Source organism: Nostoc sp. (genome assembly GCF_036917675.1).
In the GTDB taxonomy this organism is placed as follows: domain Bacteria; phylum Cyanobacteriota; class Cyanobacteriia; order Cyanobacteriales; family Nostocaceae; genus Nostoc.
In genome coordinates, this window is sequence record NZ_JBALCT010000053.1 from 146,125 (window position 1) to 166,557 (window position 20,433).

Annotated in this window: 17 protein-coding genes; 8 read left to right on the top strand and 9 right to left on the bottom strand. The window is 40.6% G+C overall.

The features are described from left to right. Positions 1-134 precede the first annotated feature (134 nt). Positions 135-1,331 carry a hypothetical protein gene (locus V7K31_RS20405; protein WP_335096458.1) on the top strand — a complete coding sequence of 399 codons (1,197 nt, stop codon included), beginning with the start codon at positions 135-137 and terminating at the stop codon, positions 1,329-1,331. Positions 1,332-1,427: 96 nt separating this feature from the next. Here V7K31_RS20405 and V7K31_RS20410 read toward each other — a convergent pair whose 3' ends face one another. Next, positions 1,428-1,589, bottom strand: a complete 162-nt coding sequence (locus V7K31_RS20410; RefSeq protein WP_335096459.1) for a hypothetical protein — start codon at positions 1,587-1,589, stop codon at positions 1,428-1,430. 46 nt (positions 1,590-1,635) lie between these two features. Further along, the gene (locus V7K31_RS20415) at positions 1,636-2,805 is read right to left on the bottom strand and encodes a cysteine desulfurase family protein (RefSeq protein WP_335096636.1); all 1,170 of its coding nucleotides are present in this window, start codon (positions 2,803-2,805) and stop codon (positions 1,636-1,638) included. Between the two features lie 368 nt (positions 2,806-3,173). Here V7K31_RS20415 and V7K31_RS20420 point away from each other — a divergent pair, with 368 nt between their 5' ends. Next, positions 3,174-4,808: a phospholipase D-like domain-containing protein gene (locus tag V7K31_RS20420; protein ID WP_335096461.1), complete on the top strand. Its 1,635-nt coding sequence runs from the start codon at positions 3,174-3,176 to the stop codon at positions 4,806-4,808. A gap of 104 nt (positions 4,809-4,912) precedes the next feature. Here V7K31_RS20420 and V7K31_RS20425 read toward each other — a convergent pair whose 3' ends face one another. From V7K31_RS20425 to V7K31_RS20435, 3 genes are all read right to left on the bottom strand, one after another. Beyond that, a complete protein-coding gene (locus tag V7K31_RS20425) occupies positions 4,913-5,998 on the bottom strand; it encodes a glycosyltransferase family 4 protein (RefSeq protein ID WP_335096462.1) in 1,086 nt (361 codons plus the stop codon). Positions 5,999-6,524: 526 nt separating this feature from the next. Beyond that, positions 6,525-6,722 carry a ParA family protein gene (locus V7K31_RS20430; RefSeq protein ID WP_335096463.1) on the bottom strand — a complete coding sequence of 66 codons (198 nt, stop codon included), beginning with the start codon at positions 6,720-6,722 and terminating at the stop codon, positions 6,525-6,527. A 248-nt stretch (positions 6,723-6,970) separates the two neighbouring features. Beyond that, on the bottom strand, positions 6,971-7,834 hold the full coding sequence (locus V7K31_RS20435) for a GIY-YIG nuclease family protein (RefSeq protein WP_335096464.1): 864 nt from the start codon (positions 7,832-7,834) through the stop codon (positions 6,971-6,973). A 364-nt stretch (positions 7,835-8,198) separates the two neighbouring features. On the opposite strand from V7K31_RS20435, the gene V7K31_RS20440 reads away from it, so the two are divergent. The 3 genes from V7K31_RS20440 (at position 8,199) to V7K31_RS20450 (ending at position 11,671) form a co-directional block, all read left to right on the top strand. Continuing rightward, entirely contained in the window at positions 8,199-9,008 is an 810-nt protein-coding gene (locus tag V7K31_RS20440; RefSeq protein ID WP_335096465.1) for an ABC transporter permease, read from the top strand. Positions 9,009-9,343: 335 nt separating this feature from the next. Further along, the gene (locus V7K31_RS20445) at positions 9,344-11,182 is read left to right on the top strand and encodes a bifunctional serine/threonine-protein kinase/formylglycine-generating enzyme family protein (protein WP_335096467.1); all 1,839 of its coding nucleotides are present in this window, start codon (positions 9,344-9,346) and stop codon (positions 11,180-11,182) included. A 27-nt stretch (positions 11,183-11,209) separates the two neighbouring features. Continuing rightward, positions 11,210-11,671, top strand: a complete 462-nt coding sequence (locus V7K31_RS20450; RefSeq protein WP_335096469.1) for a hypothetical protein — start codon at positions 11,210-11,212, stop codon at positions 11,669-11,671. Between the two features lie 94 nt (positions 11,672-11,765). Here the strand turns inward: V7K31_RS20450 and V7K31_RS20455 are convergent, their stop codons facing one another. Continuing rightward, complete coding sequence (locus V7K31_RS20455; protein WP_335096471.1) at positions 11,766-13,307, bottom strand: phytoene desaturase family protein; 1,542 nt, start codon at positions 13,305-13,307, stop codon at positions 11,766-11,768. A 322-nt stretch (positions 13,308-13,629) separates the two neighbouring features. Between V7K31_RS20455 and V7K31_RS20460 the strand changes: the two genes are divergently transcribed. The 3 genes from V7K31_RS20460 (at position 13,630) to V7K31_RS20470 (ending at position 17,005) form a co-directional block, all read left to right on the top strand. Beyond that, a complete protein-coding gene (locus V7K31_RS20460) occupies positions 13,630-14,505 on the top strand; it encodes a prohibitin family protein (protein WP_442941334.1) in 876 nt (291 codons plus the stop codon). 82 nt (positions 14,506-14,587) lie between these two features. Further along, complete coding sequence (locus tag V7K31_RS20465; RefSeq protein ID WP_335096473.1) at positions 14,588-15,004, top strand: DUF1824 family protein; 417 nt, start codon at positions 14,588-14,590, stop codon at positions 15,002-15,004. Positions 15,005-15,076: 72 nt separating this feature from the next. After that, complete coding sequence (locus V7K31_RS20470) at positions 15,077-17,005, top strand: ABC-F family ATP-binding cassette domain-containing protein (protein ID WP_335096475.1); 1,929 nt, start codon at positions 15,077-15,079, stop codon at positions 17,003-17,005. 325 nt (positions 17,006-17,330) lie between these two features. Here the strand turns inward: V7K31_RS20470 and V7K31_RS20475 are convergent, their stop codons facing one another. From V7K31_RS20475 to petN, 3 genes are all read right to left on the bottom strand, one after another. Continuing rightward, positions 17,331-20,000: a GAF domain-containing sensor histidine kinase gene (locus V7K31_RS20475; protein ID WP_335096476.1), complete on the bottom strand. Its 2,670-nt coding sequence runs from the start codon at positions 19,998-20,000 to the stop codon at positions 17,331-17,333. Positions 20,001-20,153: 153 nt separating this feature from the next. After that, entirely contained in the window at positions 20,154-20,318 is a 165-nt protein-coding gene (locus V7K31_RS20480; protein WP_334828180.1) for a hypothetical protein, read from the bottom strand. Positions 20,319-20,322: 4 nt separating this feature from the next. Continuing rightward, complete coding sequence (gene petN, locus V7K31_RS20485) at positions 20,323-20,412, bottom strand: cytochrome b6-f complex subunit PetN (protein ID WP_012408302.1); 90 nt, start codon at positions 20,410-20,412, stop codon at positions 20,323-20,325. Positions 20,413-20,433 lie beyond the last annotated feature (21 nt).

A 20,433-nucleotide genomic window follows, 5' to 3' on the forward strand; every position in this document is an offset into this window, starting at 1 on the left:
GAAAAATCTATAATAATTAGCTGAACTTCTTGGGGAGTAATACGCGGCTGAATGGGTAAGCGCGTGATTAAGGCGATCGGCTATTAACGATAGATAGTGTTAGCTTTGATAAAGCAAAATTTGGGAAAGGGTGAATGAGCGAGACATATAGTTTTGAAGTGCTTTGCGTAGATCCACAGAATAAAACAGTCTTGCAAGAATCCCAGAATGTTATTCATGTTTTATTTGCAAATTCGACATTATGGCAATCTCCATCTTTGACTGGGATCTCTCAGAACTTAGAAATTCGAGATGAGGATATATCACTGACTGTTGCGAAGTTAGAGATAGAGTCTACCTCAGAATCTCTTCTGAAGAGAGCCTTTTCAGTTAGGTGTTCTGGATCTTACGAAAGACTAGAAAAGGTAAGACTACCTGTTTGTCAGTATTTGAAATCCCAAGGATTTGAATTTGTATATATTCTTCTCGATGAAATATCAGAGTTTATTGCACAGCAAATATATCCTAGTATTAACAGAGTTGAGAATAGGCTTAGAAAGTATATCATTAAGTTTTTCGTCACAAAGCTTGGCCCTAACTGGTGGGAAGTGACTGCTGATGCTGAGATGAAAAAGAAAGCCAGTCAAAGAAAGAATAATGAGACAATTTTTGGGTCAGTAATTGATAATAAAGTCTACCTTATAGACTTTGGGGAACTGGGTAAGATCGTTTACCAACAGTCGTCAGGTTACATTAGTCGAGAAGATATCATCCGAAAAGTTCTTGAGATAGAAAGTAGTGAAAATGCTGTTGATAGACTTAAAGAAGAGTTACAGAGTAACTATACAAAGTTTTTTCGAGAAACTTTTAAAGATCAAGATTTTCAACATCAGTGGGAGAAACTCGAAAAGCTGCGGCATAAAGTTGCACATAATAATCTATTCACCAACGATGATCTTCAGAACTGTCAGAGGCTTGCTACATCATTACTTAAAACAATTGAAGATGCTAATTTAAAAATTGAAACAATCGCCTTCAGTGCAGATGATTTAGAAACAATAAAATCTAATATTATTGAAGTAGCTGATCCATATAAAGTAATTTCTGAAGAAGAACTGTTAAATCATTTGAGGGAAAGACAAGAACATTACTTTCGTACTAATGGTTTCGTTGGATTAGCTAGTTTTGTAAAGAATTATTTGGGATTAATAGGCTATGATTACTCTGCTTCATACTCCGTCATTAAGCAACTTGAGCAACAAGAAAAGGCAGAAGTCTATCATATTGATGGGCCAAATGGGTTTCGAGTAGCAGCAGTAAGATTGAAGGAAAATCGAAGTTTCCAAAGCTAACAAAGTATGCAAACGATGTTAATATCAATCAAAACTCTTACTAAAGATACTTCTCCACCCGACGTTCTTCTAGCATGGACTCCACCTGTTCATCAGTCAGCGCTGGTCGGTCTTCAATAAAGCTTTCATCTGCTTGATAATGCGCGATCGTTCAGGTGGTTCGGTTGGAACATCTTGTAAGGATTGGATGATCGCACGGACGAGTTCAAGGCGATCGCTCACTGGCAGTTGACGGGCTTTAAGCTCTTGCAGGGACATAGAAAAGACTCCGACAAATACTGTATCTAAATTTTAGTATGAGCGATCAATGCTTAACTAAAGATAAATCCGGTGTCAGCCTTTGCAAAACTTGCTTCAACACCATTACCGTCCAATCCACATCAGCTTCAGTCGTATCACGCCCCAATGTAATGCGAATTCCGCCCAAGGCAGCTTTTTCGGAATAACCCATCGCTAACAATATCGGGCTAGGGCTAAGTTTACCACTGTGACAGGCAGCACCAGCACTGATGCCGATACCTGCAAGGTTTAGCTGCCGTACCAAGGTTTTACCACTGAGTTTTTCGCCATCGGCGTTTTCTAGGCACATACTGATATGGTGAGGTAAACGATCGCAAGCATCCCCTGTAGGAATTAAACCAGGAATCTCAGCTAGTTGGGCAAAAGCGCGATCGCGTAACTCAATCAACCGTGGTGTTTCTGTAGCTAATTCTTGTGCTGCTAATTCTGCTGCGACACCAAACCCCGCAATTATCGGTACTGCTTGCGTACCAGAACGCAGTCCCATTTCTTGTCCACCACCACCTAGTAAGGGCATCAAATCCACACCAGGACGCACATACAGCGCCCCCGCACCTTGCGGCCCATATATTTTATGACTGGAAAGGCTAAGTAAGTCTACGGGCAGTTGTTGCACATCTATGGGTAAGCGTCCCGCAGCTTGCACCGCATCTGTATGAAACAAAGCCCCATGCGATCGCACAATCTTACCTAATTGTGCGATCGGTTGCACTGTCCCTACTTCACTTTGACCGTAAATTACGGAAACTAAAACTGTGTTATGTCGCAACGCCGCCTTTAAATCTAACGGATTGACTCTACCTTTAACATCTACAGATAAGCGCGTAACTTCCCAACCCCACATCTCTAGCAACCGTACTGTCTCAGAAATTGCGGAATGCTCAACACTGGAAATAATTATATGTTGAGGAACAGCATACAACCGAGCTACACCCATAATCGCCAAATTATCAGCCTCAGTGCCACCAGAGGTAAAAATGATCGATTCAGGACTGGCGGCGTTAATTAAACCAGCAACTTGGACTCTGGCTTGTTCCACAACCGTTGCAGCCCGTTGTCCCCACTCATGTAAGCTGGAAGGATTGCCCCACTGTTGAGTGAGGACTGTTTGCATAACTGCGATCGCTTCTTTTCGAGTGGGTGTAGTGGCGCTGTAATCTAGATAAATTTGCATATAACCGATAATGGTGAGAACACACGTTGGTAGTAGGCTGCTGATCTTCTCAGCATATACAGTTTTAGTGGACAAACCCTAAAAAAAATCTCTGTAATTCTGCCTCTAGCAGTAGATTTTTCCCTTTACTTGCAAAACTATTTATCTACTTAATTCAGAACACAAAATTTTGGGAATGATAAATATAGCGGTTCTCAATTGGGTGCAGTAGAGTTTTAACCTCTCTCTAAACCTTTCCCCCAGAAGGGTAGAGGCTTTGAGTCTTACTCCCCTTCCCTTGTAGGGAAGGGGTTGGGGATTAGGTTTTATATTTAACTTAAGTCAAAACCGCCTTATATCCACTCCCAATCCACTTTTAACAGATTACAGTGCAATTTATCTCTAGACAAAGATATTTTTTATATATCTTTTTACTGATCTTCCCCCTCGCTGGTTGTCAACGAGTCCAGTCCTACAATCAGCGTCCAGCACCCTTACCACAAGACCCGTTAGTTCAAGTTTACTTTAACCATTCTGAGTCTTCAGAATACAAAGAAGCTTACCGTCAGCAAACTCGCCTGGGGGATGATTTAGAAAAACAGATTGTCGATGCTATTTCGCACGCTAAATCTACAGTAGATGTGGCGGTGCAAGAATTACATTTACCCAAAGTTGCCCAAGCATTGGTTGATAGACAAAAAACTGGGGTAAAAGTCAGGATAATTTTAGAAAATACCTATAGCCGACCTTGGAGTAGTTTAACATCTACTGAAGTAGGTAAGTTAGATAAAAGAGAACAGGAACGCTATCACGAATTCCGCCAATTTATCGATATTAACCAAGATAATCAACTCAGTTCAACAGAAATTAATCAAAGAGATGCTTTGATAATATTGCAGAATGCCAAAATTCCCTGGATAGATGATCGAGCAGATGGTTCAGCCGGTAGTAATTTGATGCATCACAAATTTGTGATTGTGGACGATCGCATTGTAATTATCACTTCAGCTAATTTTACTTTAAGTGATACTTCTGGTGATTTCACAAATTCCAGCAGTTTAGGTAATGCCAATAATTTATTGCAGATTGACAGCCCGGAGTTAGCATCTTTATTTACACAAGAGTTTAACATCATGTGGGGAGATGGTCCGGGAGGTCAGCCAGATAGTCAATTTGGTTTAAAAAAGCCGATGCGTTTACCTAAACAAATAACTTTAGGTAACACCCAAATTACTGTGCAATTTTCGCCTACTTCTCCCACTCAACCTTGGAGTAACAGTAGTAATGGCTTAATTGGTAAAACTTTAGATTCAGCAACCAAATCTATTGATATGGCGCTATTTGTTTTTTCTGAACAGCGTCTTGCGAATATTTTAGAAAAACGCCATGAACAAAGTGTGGAAATTCGCGCTTTAATTGAACCACAATTTGCCTATCGTCCTTATAGCGAAGCATTAGATATGATGGGGGTTGCTCTCAGTAACAAATGTAAATATGAAGTTGATAACCATCCGTGGTCAAATCCAATTACTACTGTAGGTGTACCTGTGTTACCCAAAGGCGATTTATTGCATCACAAATTTGGTGTTATTGATAGTCAAACAGTAATTACAGGTTCTCATAATTGGTCAGATGCTGCTAATAGTGGTAACGATGAGACACTTGTAGTAATTAAAAGTCCCATAGTAGCTGCCCATTATGTGCGAGAATTTGCTCGTCTTTATACCAAAATTAAACCGGGCTTACCACCAGGAATTCAAGAAAAAATTAAATTAGAACAAACACGGTGTCCCCAGATAAAAACTTCTTCATCAAGTGAACTTCAATCAATTCAAAAAGTAAATATCAACACCGCAAGTCTAGAAGAATTAGCAACTCTCCCTGGTGTGGGTAACAAGTTAGCACAGAGGATAATTATTAGCCGTCAACAGCAAAAATTTACATCTTTACAAGACTTAGAAAGAGTTCCAGGAGTTAAGGCGAAGACATTGGAAAAATGGCGCGTAGGCGTAGCCCGTCGGTAGACATCGCCTGATTTGGTAATAGGGGCGTACAACTAGCTGTGCGCCCCTACGATGGTCTGTATTCTACGTAGTTAAAAACATGTAAGATTACACAAATGCGATATTTAAATGCGATCGCTAGCTAAATCAACCAAACTGCGGAAATGCCCATTCTGAGAAAATCGTTCTGCTATTATTTGTTGATAAACCGCCTCATAGCCATCAGTCATGTGCTCAACGCTGAAAAGGTTTTCGACATACTGGCGACAGGCATAGCGGTCTAACTTTATTACCCGATCAATCGCACTAATGCACTCTTGAATATTATTGCAGAGGAAACCCGTCTCACCGTCAGAAATTACCTCTTCAGTAGACCCCAATTTTATCGCAATCACTGGCGTACCCGAAGCCATTGACTCAATCATTACCAATCCAAAGGGTTCTCGCCAAGTTATCGGGAACAGAGTTGCTATTGCACCTCCCATCAGAGCATTTTTTTGAGCATGGTTGGCTTCACCCAAATACTCAATTTGCTCTCCGTCAATGTGCGGTTTAATTTCCTTCTCAAAGTATTCCACATCAACGAAATCTATCTTACCTGCCATTTTCAAATGCCAACCAGCAAGTTTTGCAATTTCTATGGCTAAGTGCGCTCCCTTCTCTGGAGACATCCGACCCAAAAACGCCAGGTAAGGCGGATCTTCTGGTTGGGCATGAAAATTATAGCTGTTAACATCAATGCCGTTGTAGACCGTCGCTATACAGTTCAACCCTAAGCTTGGTTCTCGTTGTGCATTAGAAATATTGACGTAGGGTTGTTTTTTAGCAAAACTAAACATCTTTTCGTTGTCAGGGGTAAAAATACCGTGCAACGTGTGAACTGTAGGGGTTGTGACGAGATTTGCGTAAGCCAGTGCCCCATGGCCGATATGGGAGTGAATAATATCAAACTCTTTTGCACGTTCATAGACCGAAGCTAGATTCAGCATCTCGTAAATGCCGAAATCTTTGATAGTCGGATCGAGTCTGAGGGCACGGGGATGAACTGACGTTAGTGTTGCCAGACTAATAGAATCTCCCGATGCAAATAAAGTTACTTCATGTCCGCGTCGGACTAATTCATCGGTCAATAACCCTACTACTAACTCTATACCACCATAAGCTGGAGGTGGTACTCTCTCCCACAATGGAGCTACTTGAGCAATTTTCATCACAAACCTCCTAAAAAATAAAACTTGAATTAGAAGTTTTTTCTTTCTGTTGTTGTAGTGCTTGTAATTTATTCAGTCTGCATTAGAAAGTAACTTCAGATACGAAACTTATTAACAACTTTCTTCAAATCTTATGCTATTAGTTTTATATTTTTTGTCTATCCTAGTACGGAAATTACCCACTCCTAAAGAGGTAAATACATTCTAATTTATTAATTTTTGTGTGATTTGGTGAAATTTTAAATAGAAATTTTTTTATAAATAGGAATTTTATCGAAACGTCAAAATCAAAGCTAAATGATGATAATGGGCTAAAAAGCTCTACTATCGCCTGTTAATTATCTGATTTTAAAATGTTAATTAAAGAATCAAGTGTGTTGTCACTCTTTGGACGGCTTTCCGTACCTAGAGGATAACCCGTAGCCGCCTAAAGGGGAGATTTTCGTAAAGTAAGTAGTTTTAAATCAGAAGAGTCTTGAGCGTTTTCTCTTGTCCTAGCTATCAATCTCTTTACCTTAATTCCAAGTCACTGACTCAGATTTCCTTGTGAGTCGAAATCTACACCCAAGGTTTTACCTCTTTGAGACAAAATTATAGCTAGATTCACGACTGTAGTGGTTTTTTTAGAACCGCCACTAAAGCAAGCTACAGCTATAACAGTTGCTAGTTTAGATGATTCTGGGATATAAGTAGGTCGGCAATACAAAACAAACCTATGTAACAAAATGTTAAATATAGAACTCCGATTTGATTTTTGAAACCATAGTGAGACTGAAAAGCTAGTTTTATCGGCGTTCTATCTGAAATCTTGTTCAGAAATCAGACAGGAGTTCTATATCTGTATTTCGCTTTAGCGCTAAAGCACAACTATGAATCAGTGACAATTATTTGTGCAGACTTACTTAGTTTAGAAAATTATAGAAAAGCCATTAACCTAGTTTTTGCTCCATTGTCACTAATACGCCAGTAACTTTATTCAGTAAGTGATAGCAAGCAGTTAAATATATGCTTACGATAGTTGATATAGGCAGCAGATTTGAGAATTTTCTTCCGGTCAAAATTTGTGTAACTATATTCCTCTTCCATTAGTAATTCATTCAAAATCCTTAAATCTTTTAGTGCTTTTACCTGTATACCGAACAGTTCGGCAATACCTAAATAAAGCTCATAAGCACTGGAATTATTAGCCAAATATTCAAACAACTCCCACTCTGTAACAACAAATTCAAGTCTGTAACTATCAAAATTGTATGTTGGTATCCAAGGAGGAGTGTAATTATCCTTGTCTCTGCCGCAGTCAGGTTTATAAATAGTCCAAGCTTTTCTTACTTCAGGACTATATCGCTTTTGCATTGAATTACTAATTATGTCATAGTCATTGATATTTATCAGAATTACTATGCAACGTATTCCATCATCACCTTGATATTCACCAGCAACTACTGAACGAATAACATCAAAAAGAGATGTTAATTTATTTATTACTTTTAATAAACGTTTGATTTCACGCTCAATTTGAGGTTGTTTCAGTAAATATTTTTTAACTTTACAACCGTTTAGTTCTGGTTGAAACAAGTTGATATAATATCGCTCCTGCTCATATAAAAAATTGATTGGGAATTCTTTCCAATAAATTTTATGGCAGATCTGACGATTAGACCTAATTAATTGTGGATATCTATGGTGCGATTTTCCAGCCCATCTGCCCTTAAGATTTGCAGCCTGACCTACATACCAAACGCGGTGGTTAGTATCAGCTATCAGATATACTCCAGAACAGGCCGGCAAACTATACCGTTGTCTAAACAGAACATTTGACCAATCCTTCCACTCCATAACTTCACAATAACAGAGTTAGATGCTTACCTTTTTCATAGAATGCCCACTTTAGCCTAAAAGTTTAATCTACACAACACCCATATCCGGAATTTTACGTCAACTACTTCTACTGGACTGACGCTCTAGAGGCAGAGCCTCCCTAAACCTATTCCAAAACATGAGGCAATGAACGAGAAGTTGATAATTTTTGGACGGTAAAAGATGAATAAATGCGTGCTTGCCAAAATCAAATCAACTCCCAATCAAGGGTTTTAGAATACTTGCACCCACCTTGAAAGGGCTGGAGAAGAGAGTCAAATCATTGACTTATTACATAAACTATGATATTATGTATTGGTATCAATAAAAATCACATATAAACGTGAATATCTCTCCATCTCTTAAAAAACCGCGTGTCTCATGGCAGGCGGTTTTCTCACTGCTAATATTTGTGTTCATGTACCTGCCCATACTGGTACTTGGCTTTTATAGCTTCAATCAGTCGCCCTACAGTGCAACTTGGCAAGGATTCACTCTTGATTGGTATGGCAAGTTGTTTAGTGACGATCGCATTTTATCAGCTTTGCAAAACAGCATGATCGTTGCTGGTTTTGCTGTCGGGATTTCAGCAGTGCTGGGAACCTTGATGGCGGTTGGGTTGGCGCGTTACGAATTTCCGCTTAAGAAATTGTATCGCGGTATTGCTTACCTACCGTTAATTATTCCCGATATTGCGATCGCAGTAGCTACCCTAGTATGTCTAGCGGCGTTTGCAATTCCTTTGAGTTTGTGGACAATAGTTGCAGCCCATGTGGTGTTTTGTCTAGCCTACGTCGGGCTTGTGGTTGCTTCCCGACTGACTAATTTAGATCCTCACTTAGAAGAAGCAGCACTAGATTTAGGCGCTACACCAATGCAAGCATTCATCAAAGTATTGCTACCTCAATTAATGCCTGGGATTGTCGCTGGTTGTCTCTTGGCTTTTGTTCTCAGCTTAGATGACTTTCTCATTGCCAGTTTTACGGCTGGTAGCGGTTCTAACACCCTGCCAATGGAAATTTTTAGCCGCATTAGAACAGGAGTCAAACCTGATATTAATGCTCTCAGTATGATGCTAATTTCAGTATCTGCGATCGTAGCTCTTGTAGCTGAATTAATTCGCGCTTCTGGAGAGAATAAAACTTTCAAATAATACTCATAATTGGCAATACAAATTATGGGTGATTTGGTTCTTCGTGAACTTTTTTCGGTGAGTAACAACAGCTATCTTGAAGAAGTCATAATTTATAATTCACAAGTAAGGTGCGTTATCCCGTTATCCTAATGCACCACGTTACCCAACCGAATTGTACAGCACGCGATTAATCGCGTCTCTCCTGTACAGACGCGATTAATCGCGTCTCTCCTAACATATTTTTATAATTTTTAAGCACATATAAAAAATTCCGTGTTCGCTTCTCTACATGACTGTTTTCAATTAGATAACATTGGGGCTAACTTTGGAGAAGATGCTATTTCCCCCTCATTATGCAAATCTGCCAAAATCCCAATTGCTCAAATCCATTCAACTCTGATAGCAATAGATTTTGCGTGAGTTGCGGACAAAGCAACTTTGGCAAATTTCTCAGAAACCGTTACCGCGTATTAAGACTTTTAGGTGAAGGTGGATTTAGCAGAACCTATGCTACAGAAGATGTAGACAGACTAAACGCCCCTTGCGTTATCAAGCAATTTTTCCCACAATTTCAGGGAACAGGACAACGCACTAAAGCAGCCGAATTTTTCAAAGAAGAGGCTTTTCGGTTATATGAACTGGGAGAAAATCATACCCAAATTCCCAGATTACTAGCTTATTTTGAACAAGGTGCTAGCTTATATCTCGTACAAGAATTTATTCAAGGAAAAACTCTCTTACAAGAAGTTCAGCAACAAATCTATGGTGAAAAACAAATTTGGGAACTTTTAGCTGATTTATTGCCAGTTCTGGAATTCATTCATACTCATAATGTCATTCATCGGGATATCAAACCAGAAAATATTATCCGCCGTGCAAGTGATGAAAAACCCGTATTAATTGACTTTGGCGGTGCTAAACAAGTAACACAAACCAGTTTAGGAAGACAAGCCACAGTAATTTATACCCTTGGTTATGCCCCAACTGAACAAATGGCTGGATTTGCTTGTCACGGCAGTGATTTGTATGCTTTGGGTGTAACTTGCGTGCGTCTTTTAACTCAGTGTTTGCCTTTGCAAGATGCTTCTGGACAGATTAATGACCCTATTTATGATGCCATGAATGCTAAGTGGTTGTGGCGCCAACGGTTACAGGAAAAAGGTATTAATATCAGCGACGACTTAGGGAAAATTTTAGATAAATTACTAAAACATTTACCGAGTGAAAGATATCAAACAGCAGTAGAAGTTATCAACGATTTGAAGTTTAGGATATCAAACATTGAACCTGTTGCCCTAAAATTTGTTTCAATGTCTCAACCCAGATTACCGCCACTACCACAAAAAGTAACAGTACCATTACCTCTCTTAGAAACCTTTGAATTTGACGTAGTGACAGTAGACACAGGTGGTAGAGAAGTAAATCGCGTGAGTTGTAATGCAAAATTTTTTGCTGAAGAATTAGGTAAGTCTATCACATTAGAAATGGTATCGATTCCTGGTGGTACTTACATGATGGGTTCACCAGAGTTTGAAGGGGATGCTGACGAACGTCCTCGACATAAAGTTACCGTTGAACCATTTTTTATGGGCAAATTTCCCGTAACTCAAGCACAGTGGAAAGTAGTAGCAGCTTTCCCGAAAGTCAAACAAGCTTTAAATCCCAATCCATCGAAATTCAAAGGTCTAGATAGACCCGTGGAAAATGTATCTTGGTATGAGGCTGTAGAATTTTGTCTGAGGCTATCAGAAAAAACTGGACGCGACTATCGTTTACCGAGTGAAGCTGAATGGGAATATGCTTGTCGGGCTGGAACTACAACCTCCTTCCACTTTGGCGAAACGATTACCTCTGAGTTAGTCAGTTGCACTATCGAACCAAAAAGCAAATTTCGTAAAGAAACAACAAACGTCGGTAGTTTTGAAGTCGCCAACGCCTTTGGATTGTACGATATGCACGGGCTAGTTTGGGAATGGTGCGCTGATTCGTGGCACAACAATTACAACTATGCACCCTTAGATGGAACAGCTTGGGAAGTTGGCGGTGATATTCATCGTCGGGTGCTGCGCGGTGGTTCTTGGAGTTTCAGTGCAGAACTTTGTCGCAGCGCCAGTCGTAGCTGGAATGAGTCAGACGGTGGACTGAGGGTTTGTGGCTTTAGAGTAGTATTTTCCGTAGAGGAGATTATTTAGCAATTTAATTCAGAGGTTATATAAATTATGAACGACAGAATTGAGAAAGGTGACATAGTACTTATAAATAAAAGTGGAAAATATCATAAGCAAGTGGGTGAAGTAAGTGAGATTGATTACAATATTTTCTTCGTAAAAATAGTGTTAGTAAAGTTAGGTAATCAAGAAGAAAACTTTGAAGAAAAAGATTTACAATTACAAACTAAAAAGCCGAATCTGCAAGAAGTCATGGCATCACTAGACAAAATTATAGGACAAGTTGATCAGATTACCCAGTTGCCGACAAGAGAGAAAGTAGAGTTACCCAACCGTCTAAAATATCTTAAATTAGATATTCCTAAACTAGATAAGCAGTTGATTCAAAAAAACTTCGACAGTATAGAGAAAATACTCGCAGCAACAAGAGAAGCAGACTCCTCAGCAAGCTTTTGGCAGGAAATAGTTTCTAATTTAGAGAAAATAAGCTGGTGGATTAGAACAAGTCTATGAACCAATAAGTAAGCCGGTGAAAATAAATAGATCCAAGGTGTACTAGGAGTTTTGGCAGCAGGTGCGGCTCTCTTAGCAACGAGATTTTATAAAATTAAATGTACTTGATATCTTCAAGCATGGCTAAATGCTTATTAACAGATGCAAGCGTATTCGCAGCAATCAGCCCACTGGCGGCTACTGCTGGTAAACCAATACCGGGAAATGTTGAGTCGCCACAGCACATCAGTCCTGGTAGAGGTGTGCCAGGGCCAGGAAACATACTAGTTCCAGCCTGAATTGCTGGGCCGTAGGAACCTTGGTGACGGCGGAGATAACGCTCGTGGGTTAGAGGTGTACCAACAAGCGTGACTTCGCAACGAGAGCGAATATCTGGAATGATCCGCTGTAGCGCTTGCCACATTACTTCTGCACGCGATCGCTTTTGTTCGGCATATTCCTGGTTTCTTCTATCCATTCCCTGCCAGATAGCATACGGCTCACTACCAGGAGTATACACATGAATCACATGCTTACCTGCTGGCGCTAAGGATGGATCGAGAATTGAAGGGATGGAGATCACCACAACATTCTGAGGTGCTGTGATGCCCAATTCCCAGTTATTAACCACAATGTAATGACAGCGCAAATTTGGCTGTAATCCTTGAGCATCAATGCCTAGATGTAGATGCATGAAGCTATCACATTCTGGCGTCGCCTGTCGTTTGCTGCGGTACTGTTTAGGTACTGCTTTTTCTGGTAGTAGCTTCAGTGTGTCCCAAACCGAGGCATTAGAAATCACTGCCCGACGCGCCCGAATTTCTTGGCGATCGCGCAGACGCACACCCACCGCACGATTACCTTCTACAAGCACTTGCTCCACATGAGCGCCCAGCATCAGCTTCCCTCCATGACGTTCCAATCCGTGTACGAGGGTGTCAACTAAAGCACCACTACCACCAATCGGATATTCAAGTACTGCATCTGGCCGATACCAGTCCGCAAACATAAATGCTACCTCTGCGGCGCTAGTGCCATCTGCTGGCAGTCCAGAAAGTAGAAAACATAGCAAATTGAGCCAATTTCGGGTAAAAGGGTCTTTGACAACACCATCCATAATCCGGCTAAAAGGTCCCGTCAATTTGATCACATCTGCCAAATGTTTTGTCAGAGATGGCACAAACGAGCCTACAGTTCTAACTGCACCAAGATCAAAGCGTAATGCGGCTGGTGGTATAGAAGTTGCTGCACTAGCGAATGGTTCCATAACGCGCTGGAGTTTCTGCCATTCGGCGACAGCATCATCACCACGGAATCTCATCAGCACTTCACAAAATTGCTCGGCACCAACCGACGTGTCAAAATCACCTTCTGGTAGACAACAACCCCAAGTATCGTAGGTTACACATGATAATTCAGAGCCAATTGCATCTAGCACTTGTCGCAGGGGATTGGCAGAGGGGCTGTAAGACAGTCCAGAGTAGAGGGACGGGCCAGAGTCAAACTTGAAACCATTGCGCTCAAAAGCATGGGCAGCGCCTCCAGCAATGGAGTGGCTTTCGCAGACTATCACATCAAAACCATACCGTGCCAAAAGAGCAGCACAACTCAAACCGCCAATACCACTACCAATGACAACTATATCTGTGTTTTGCATATCCCTGATGTTAGCAACAATAAATTAAAACAGTTATGGAAACTTGGATAATATCATTCACTCCCCCATCCATAAACCGCTCTAATTGGTTAATATCATCACTAAGGATGGACATAAAACCGTCAGTGCTGCGTTCTTTAGATTAAAAGTTTGATTCAGACATACTAATGAGAAACTTAAAGTAGTAACTGAGTTTACTCAAGCTAAAGTAAAACTTATTACTCAGCACTAGGGACTAGGGAGTAGGGAGTAGGGGCTAGAGAAGGAAAACAAGAAGAAAAATAATAACTTTTAATGACCAATGACTAATGACTAATGACTAATGACTAATTCACATGGAGAGAGGAATTTGAAAAATCAGCAATTTGGAAATTGGCAAACCACAGTTTTAGGAATTGTGTTAGCAATACTAGTGATTATCGGACTAAATTCCTTTATCATTATCACTCCTGGACAAGCAGGAGTGATCAGCATCTTAGGTAAAGCCAGAGATGGCGCTTTATTGGAAGGGATTCATGTAAAACCGCCTTTTATCACCGTGATAGATGTGTATGATTTGACGGTGCAGAAGTTTGAAGTGCCAGCAGAGAGTTCTACTAAGGATTTGCAAAATTTATCTGCGAGATTTGCGATCAACTTTCGCCTCGATCCCATAAAGGTAGTTGAAGTTAGAAGGAAACAAGGAACCTTAGAAAATATTGTATCAAAAATCATTGCACCTCAGACACAAGAAGCATTTAAAATTGCAGCCGCCAGAAGAACAGTAGAAGAAGCAATTACCAAAAGAAGTGAATTGAAAGAAGACTTTGATAATGCGTTAGGCGATCGCTTAGACAAATATGGAATAATTGTGTTAGATACTAGCGTAGTTGACTTAGCGTTCTCACCAGAATTTGCCAAAGCAGTGGAAGAAAAACAAATTGCTGAACAGCGGGCGCAAAGAGCCGTTTATGTAGCACGGGAAGCTGAACAAGAAGCACAAGCAGATGTGAATCGCGCTAAAGGTAAGGCAGAATCTCAAAGACTCTTAGCAGAGACACTCAAAGCCCAAGGAGGACAGTTGGTTCTACAAAAAGAAGCAATTGAAGCTTGGAAGAGTGGCGGCGCTCAGATGCCAAAAGTCCTGGTTATGGGTGGTGACTCAAAAAGCGGCGTCCCCTTCATATTCAACCTTGGGAATGTGCAAAATAAACCTTGATTCGAGTCAAGACTACTTAGTAAGTTGGGCTAATCTCAACTCAAACACAACAGCAAAACTAACAAGATAATAATTGGAGTTTATGTCAATCCCCAATCATCAAAATCTCAGCGCCGAGGAAGCGAAAAAATTACTGAATAAATTCAACTGCCTAGACATTGCCCCTGTCCTAAAACCATCAGAAAAAGCAGTAATTCGTAGTGCGTTAATTTTACTTACCAACCTTGCTGATTATCAAATTTTAGGAATTTGTGCTGATACAGCAGAAGAAGGAATACTAGCTATGAAGACCTATTCTCTGGCTTTAGGTTATGAACCACCAAACAATTTACTTACACCTGAAGGCCCAGTTTATATCAAATTAAATGGTAAAAATGGCTTGTGTTATCTCGATTCCTATGCTGGACATCATCGTGGTGTATTAGTATCTTGTCAGTCTGATGACGAAGAGGGAATTAACGAGATGTATGGACATTTACCCTTGGATTTATTTGTATAGAATTTGGCAAATGTAGGTAGGGTATGTGCCTTGCCTACTCACTAATGAAAAATAATTAATGACTTAAACCTTATGAGTATTCTTACACTGCAATCAGTCAAAAAAGACTTTGGCATCAAGGAAATTTTAAAAGATGCTAGCTTTAGCCTCGATGCTACCGATAAAGTTGGTTTAATTGGTACTAATGGTTCTGGTAAATCAACCATATTAAAAATGATCGCTGGTCTAGAATCGATTGATAGCGGTCAAATTTTGATCAACTCCGGTTCTAAAATTATCTACTTACCACAGCAGCCAGATTTAGATGAAAATCACACAGTTTTAGAGCAAGTTTTTGCTGACAGTGGCGAACACATGGCTTTGGTGCGTGAGTATGAAGAACTTTCCGATAAATTGGTTCACTATCCAGATGATAACCAACTAATGTCTCGCCTTTCTGTGGTGATGCAACGGATGGATGCGAGTGGTGCTTGGGAACTAGAAACGAATGCTAAAATCATCCTCACAAAATTAGGAATTTCTGACTTTGATGCCAAAATAAGCACTTTATCTGGAGGCTATCGCAAGCGTATTGCTTTAGCATCAGCATTGCTATCAGAACCAGATGTTTTGCTCATGGATGAGCCGACAAACCACCTCGATGCTCTTTCTGTAGAATGGTTACAAAGTTATTTAAATCGCTATCGGGGCGCACTTTTTTTAATAACTCACGATCGCTATTTTTTGGATCGTGTTACCAATCGGATCATTGAAATAGACCGAGGCGACATTTACACTTATACAGGCAACTATTCATATTACCTGGAAAAGAAAGCTCTAGCTGAAGAATCTGCCGTAAGTAGTCAACGTAAACATCAAGGCGTGTTGCGGCGCGAGTTGGAATGGCTCAAAAAAGGGCCGAAAGCCAGAAGTACTAAGCAAAAAGCTAGAATTGACCGCGCTCATGCTTTGCGGGATACTGAATTTAAACAAGTTCAGGGTAAAGTTGATATTTCTACAATTGGTCGTCGTATTGGCAAAAAAGTTATTGAATTAAATAACATTTCTAAAGCATATAATGGACGCACCTTGATTAATAATTTTACCTACGAATTTAGCCCAGAAGACCGCATCGGCATCATCGGCGCTAATGGTGCAGGTAAATCTACTTTAATGGATATGATTACTGGGCGGGTTAAGCCCGATTCTGGCATTGCGGAAATTGGTACTACAATTCACATTGGTTATTTTGACCAGCATTCTGAAGAATTGCTCACAGCATTGAACGAAAATCAGCGCGTGATTGACTACATCAAAGAAGAAGGAGAATTTGTCAAAATTACCGATGGGACTCAAATTACTGCTTCCCAAATGTTGGAGCGGTTTCTGTTTCCTGGTAATCAACAGTATGCCCCAATTAGTAAACTTTCTGGTGGTGAAAAACGTCGTTTATTTCTGTTGCGGGTTCTGATGGGTGCGCCCAATGTGTTGATTTTAGATGAACCGACAAATGATTTAGATGTTCAGACACTGGCGGTATTAGAAGATTATTTAGAGGATTTTGCAGGGTGTGTAATTGTAGTTTCTCACGATCGCTACTTTCTCGATCGCACCATCGACACAGTATTTTCCTTTGAGGAAGGCGGTAATCTCCGGCTATATCCAGGTAATTACTCGATTTATCTGGACTTTAAGAAGGCTGAAGAAGCACAGCAACAAGCTGCTAATGCTAAGGAGAAGCCTAAAAATGTCGAAGCTCAAAATGGTGTGGCTTCACCCAAGGATGTAGAGAATCAAAAGCGACGCAGGTTATCAAATTGGGAAAAAAAAGAATTTCAGCAGTTGGAAGGTAAAATTGCCCAGTTAGAGGCTGAGAAGGCAGAAACCGAGAAAACACTAGCGAATGTCTCACCGGGGAATTATAGCCAAGTGCAAAAACTCTATGATCATGTGGAAAAGCTCAAACACGCGATCGATGTGGCGACTGAACGCTGGTTAGAATTGGCTGAGATGGAGTCTTAGAGAATCTTTGAAGACTTGGAAATAGCGATCGCATAACTCATTATCTCTGCTCTGAGCGTTTAGCAAGATATTCATCTATAGTCAAGGACTCACCATCTCTATACTCGTTTTACGATTCGATTGGAAAATCTTCCTATTCAACCTACGCGTAGCGTCTCGTAGAGGTTTCGTAGAGAAGGCATCGCCCTGCTTCTTCCTCCGCGCCTGGAGTGCCTTTACATGAGACAAAAAAGACAATGTGGTTCATTTAAAATAGGTAGGCGTACCCCTACTCAAAAGCCAAGCTACGCCTAGTGGATGCATCAGAAGGTATTGCTTATTTTTTTTAACTAAGTGTCCGTTTCATCGGAATTTCTATCCAGAACTCACAGCCCTTACCAGCTTCAGAAACACACTTGATATTACCACCGTGTTTTTCTACAATAATTTGGTAGCTAATAGATAACCCCAAACCAATACCTTGTCCAGGTTGTTTGGTCGTAAAGAAAGGTTCAAAAATGCGCGATCGCATCATCTCTGGAATCCCACAACCATTGTCAGTAATGCAAATCAGAATAGTATTCTCTTCAATGACTTCTGTGCGAATCCAAATTTTAGGATTGTCAATTATTTTTCCACTAGTTGCTGAGTTTTCCAGTGCATCGATCGCATTGTTCAGAATATTCATAAATACCTGATTCATCTGGGCTGCATAGCAGAGTACTGGTGGCAATTGACCATATTGCTTAATTACCTCAATAGCAAAAGAATTAGTCTGTGGTTGCAGTCGATGTTGCAAAATTAGCAAGGTACTGTCGATGCCTTCATGAAGGTTAATGGGCTTTATTCCTGCTTCGTCAAGTCGAGAAAAAATTCGTAACGACAAGACTAGTTGAGAGATCCTCTCTGCCCCCACCTTCATTGAAGTCAGAATTTTGGGCAAGTCATCAGCAATAAAATATAAATCCAGTGCAGCTGCTTGCTCTTCAATTTCTCCTGTTAGTTTGGGATACTGTTTCTGATAGAGGTGCAGTAATTTAAATAAATTTTCGGTATGTTCAGTAACATAAGTCATGTTACCGTAAATGAAACTAATCGGGTTATTAATTTCATGTGCAACACCAGCAACTAACTGCCCTAAGCCGGCCATTTTTTCACTTTGAATCAACTGACTCTGAGTATTCTGTAATTTTTTCAGAGTCTGGGTCAGTTCTTCTTTTTGACGTTGAGTTTGTTCAAGTAATTCCGCTTGCTGAAGTCCTACTCCTAACTGAGTACCAATCTGCATCAGCAAATCTACCTCATCTTCTTGCCAATCACGGGGTTTGATATTTTGATAAGCTGCTAGTAATCCCCAAAGTTTCTCACCCTGAAAAATCGGCACAATTATATATGACCTAGCCTCCATTAGTTGGAGCAGGGCAATATAAGGAATAGAATAATCGGTGCTGTAAATATCCTTAATGATCAGAGTTTTATCATTAGCAAAGTCTCCTGCTTGGGTTTGTTGCAAGTAATCATCTGCGGCAGCTACGCCCGTCGTAGACATCGCAGGTACAATTTCCTTTACTGGTGTCCAACCTGGGGCTAAAGACTCAGCAACAAATTCGCCACTCCCATCAGCTCGGAATCGATAGATTGTGACTCGATCAACTTCCAATAGTCGTCGGACTTCTTCTGTACTGGTAGCAAAGATCGTGTCAATATCAAGAGACTGGCGAATTTTCTCTACCGTTGCGGCTAATGCTTTCTCCCTTTGGGCGGCTTTAGCCAGTTTTTGGGCTTGCATCTGCACCTGTTTCAATGACTCAGCTTGCTGTAATGCTACCCCCAATTGGGTGCTAACTTGGGTAAGGAAGTAAACCTCATCTTTTTGCCAATCACGGCTTCGGGCATTCTGGTATACTGCTAGCATGCCCCAGAGGTTCTGACCGTGATAAATGGCAATGATCACATAAGCTCTTGCTTGATATATCTCTAAGATTTTAATGTAGCAGTCGCTAAAGCCTGCACTGTAAATATCATTACAAACACGGTAAACTTCACACCGACTGAAGCTACCACCCTCTGTATCTTGTAAGTAGGTATCAGTGAGCGGGGGTTTAGCTAAATCTTTGGCGCTACATTCGCTGACGTTTTCTTTCAATTCCGGGCACTGTAACTGCTGCTCCATGAGGGAGATCCAACCCTCTGCCACTGATTCAAACACGAATTCACCACTCCAATCGGGATTGAAGCGATAAATAGCCACGCGGTCAGCATTTAGCATCTGCCTAAGTTCTGCGGTGCATGTGTGGAAAATGCTTTCCAAATCTAGGAATTGACGAATTTTCTCAATGGTTATGGCTATGCTTTTCTGCCATACTGCTGTTTTTTCTCTGGCTTTTGCTTCTGCTAGTTGTACTGATTGTAGTTTTACTTGTTCCAGGTAATCTGCTTGCTGTAAAGCAACTCCTAGATGTTCAGCAATAAGTTGCACAAACTCAATTTCTGATGCTTCCCATTGCCGTGGATTACTACACTGATGAATACACAGCAATCCCCATAAATCTTTACCTTTGATCAAGGGGACATTTATATTGGCACTTACCTGGAATCTTTCTAGTATTTGGACGTGGCAATCACTAACACTAGTTTGATGAATATCAGCTATTGCTTTAATCCGACCTTGCTGATATTTTTCTGCAAAATCCTCCGCAAAACAGTGGTCGTGCAGTTTGGCTCCTAGTGCCGAACCCCATTCTGCTCCCACATCTTCATAGATAAATTCCCCTTCCCATCCCAATTCGGGATAAAAACGAAACACACTAACCCGATCAGTTTTCAGAAGCTGGCGGACTTCAGTGACTGTAATTTTGAAGATGGTATCTATGTCTAAAGACTCGCGAATGCGGGCAATAACTCCAGACAAGGCTTTTTGTTGCTCATTCTGAGGCAGGGAGAATGTCATATCTGAAGGAGATTCTTGCTGCTCTGAATTTGGTTGTATAGGTTGAATTGTAGAGGCGTTTTCCATTGCCAGTCGGATTTTAAATATTGAGAGTCTTCTATCTCATAATTCCCTTAGACAGTGGAAAGGTAACAATTATTTCCTTTAAATCTGATAAAAACAATGTAGGGACACGATAATATCGTGTCCCTACAAAAACATTTTTCAACCACAAGTAAATTATCGCCGCTTGGGAAGGGCGCTGCGGGTGGTGCGTTTCTCTTCATCTCGACGACGGCGATCGCGCCAATCTGCCAGGGTCAAATAACCAATACCACCAGTGACTACTACGAGCAGCACTACGGCAACTAAAGCCAAAATATTCAAAAATGGACTTTCCACCATGCCTCTACAGTCCGTTACGTCCCCAAACTACCATTGCAATTGACCAAGTGAACACAACTAACAGTGATACCCAACCTAGTGTCAAAATCTCCATAGTCCCACTTTTCAAATAATT

Bases quoted from the DNA above. Each gene is read 5' to 3' on its own strand.
- V7K31_RS20405 (WP_335096458.1), top strand. From the start codon at position 135: ATGAGCGAGACATATAGTTTTGAAGTGCTTTGCGTAGATCCACAGAAT.
- V7K31_RS20410 (WP_335096459.1), bottom strand. From the start codon at position 1,589: ATGTCCCTGCAAGAGCTTAAAGCCCGTCAACTGCCAGTGAGCGATCGC.
- V7K31_RS20415 (WP_335096636.1), bottom strand. From the start codon at position 2,805: ATGCAAATTTATCTAGATTACAGCGCCACTACACCCACTCGAAAAGAA.
- V7K31_RS20425 (WP_335096462.1), bottom strand. From the start codon at position 5,998: ATGAAAATTGCTCAAGTAGCTCCATTGTGGGAGAGAGTACCACCTCCA.
- V7K31_RS20435 (WP_335096464.1), bottom strand. From the start codon at position 7,834: ATGGAGTGGAAGGATTGGTCAAATGTTCTGTTTAGACAACGGTATAGT.
- V7K31_RS20445 (WP_335096467.1), top strand. From the start codon at position 9,344: ATGCAAATCTGCCAAAATCCCAATTGCTCAAATCCATTCAACTCTGAT.
- V7K31_RS20450 (WP_335096469.1), top strand. From the start codon at position 11,210: ATGAACGACAGAATTGAGAAAGGTGACATAGTACTTATAAATAAAAGT.
- V7K31_RS20455 (WP_335096471.1), bottom strand. From the start codon at position 13,307: ATGCAAAACACAGATATAGTTGTCATTGGTAGTGGTATTGGCGGTTTG.
- V7K31_RS20460 (WP_442941334.1), top strand. From the start codon at position 13,630: ATGACTAATTCACATGGAGAGAGGAATTTGAAAAATCAGCAATTTGGA.
- V7K31_RS20465 (WP_335096473.1), top strand. From the start codon at position 14,588: ATGTCAATCCCCAATCATCAAAATCTCAGCGCCGAGGAAGCGAAAAAA.
- V7K31_RS20470 (WP_335096475.1), top strand. From the start codon at position 15,077: ATGAGTATTCTTACACTGCAATCAGTCAAAAAAGACTTTGGCATCAAG.
- V7K31_RS20475 (WP_335096476.1), bottom strand. From the start codon at position 20,000: ATGGAAAACGCCTCTACAATTCAACCTATACAACCAAATTCAGAGCAG.
- V7K31_RS20480 (WP_334828180.1), bottom strand. From the start codon at position 20,318: ATGGTGGAAAGTCCATTTTTGAATATTTTGGCTTTAGTTGCCGTAGTG.
- petN (WP_012408302.1), bottom strand. From the start codon at position 20,412: ATGGAGATTTTGACACTAGGTTGGGTATCACTGTTAGTTGTGTTCACT.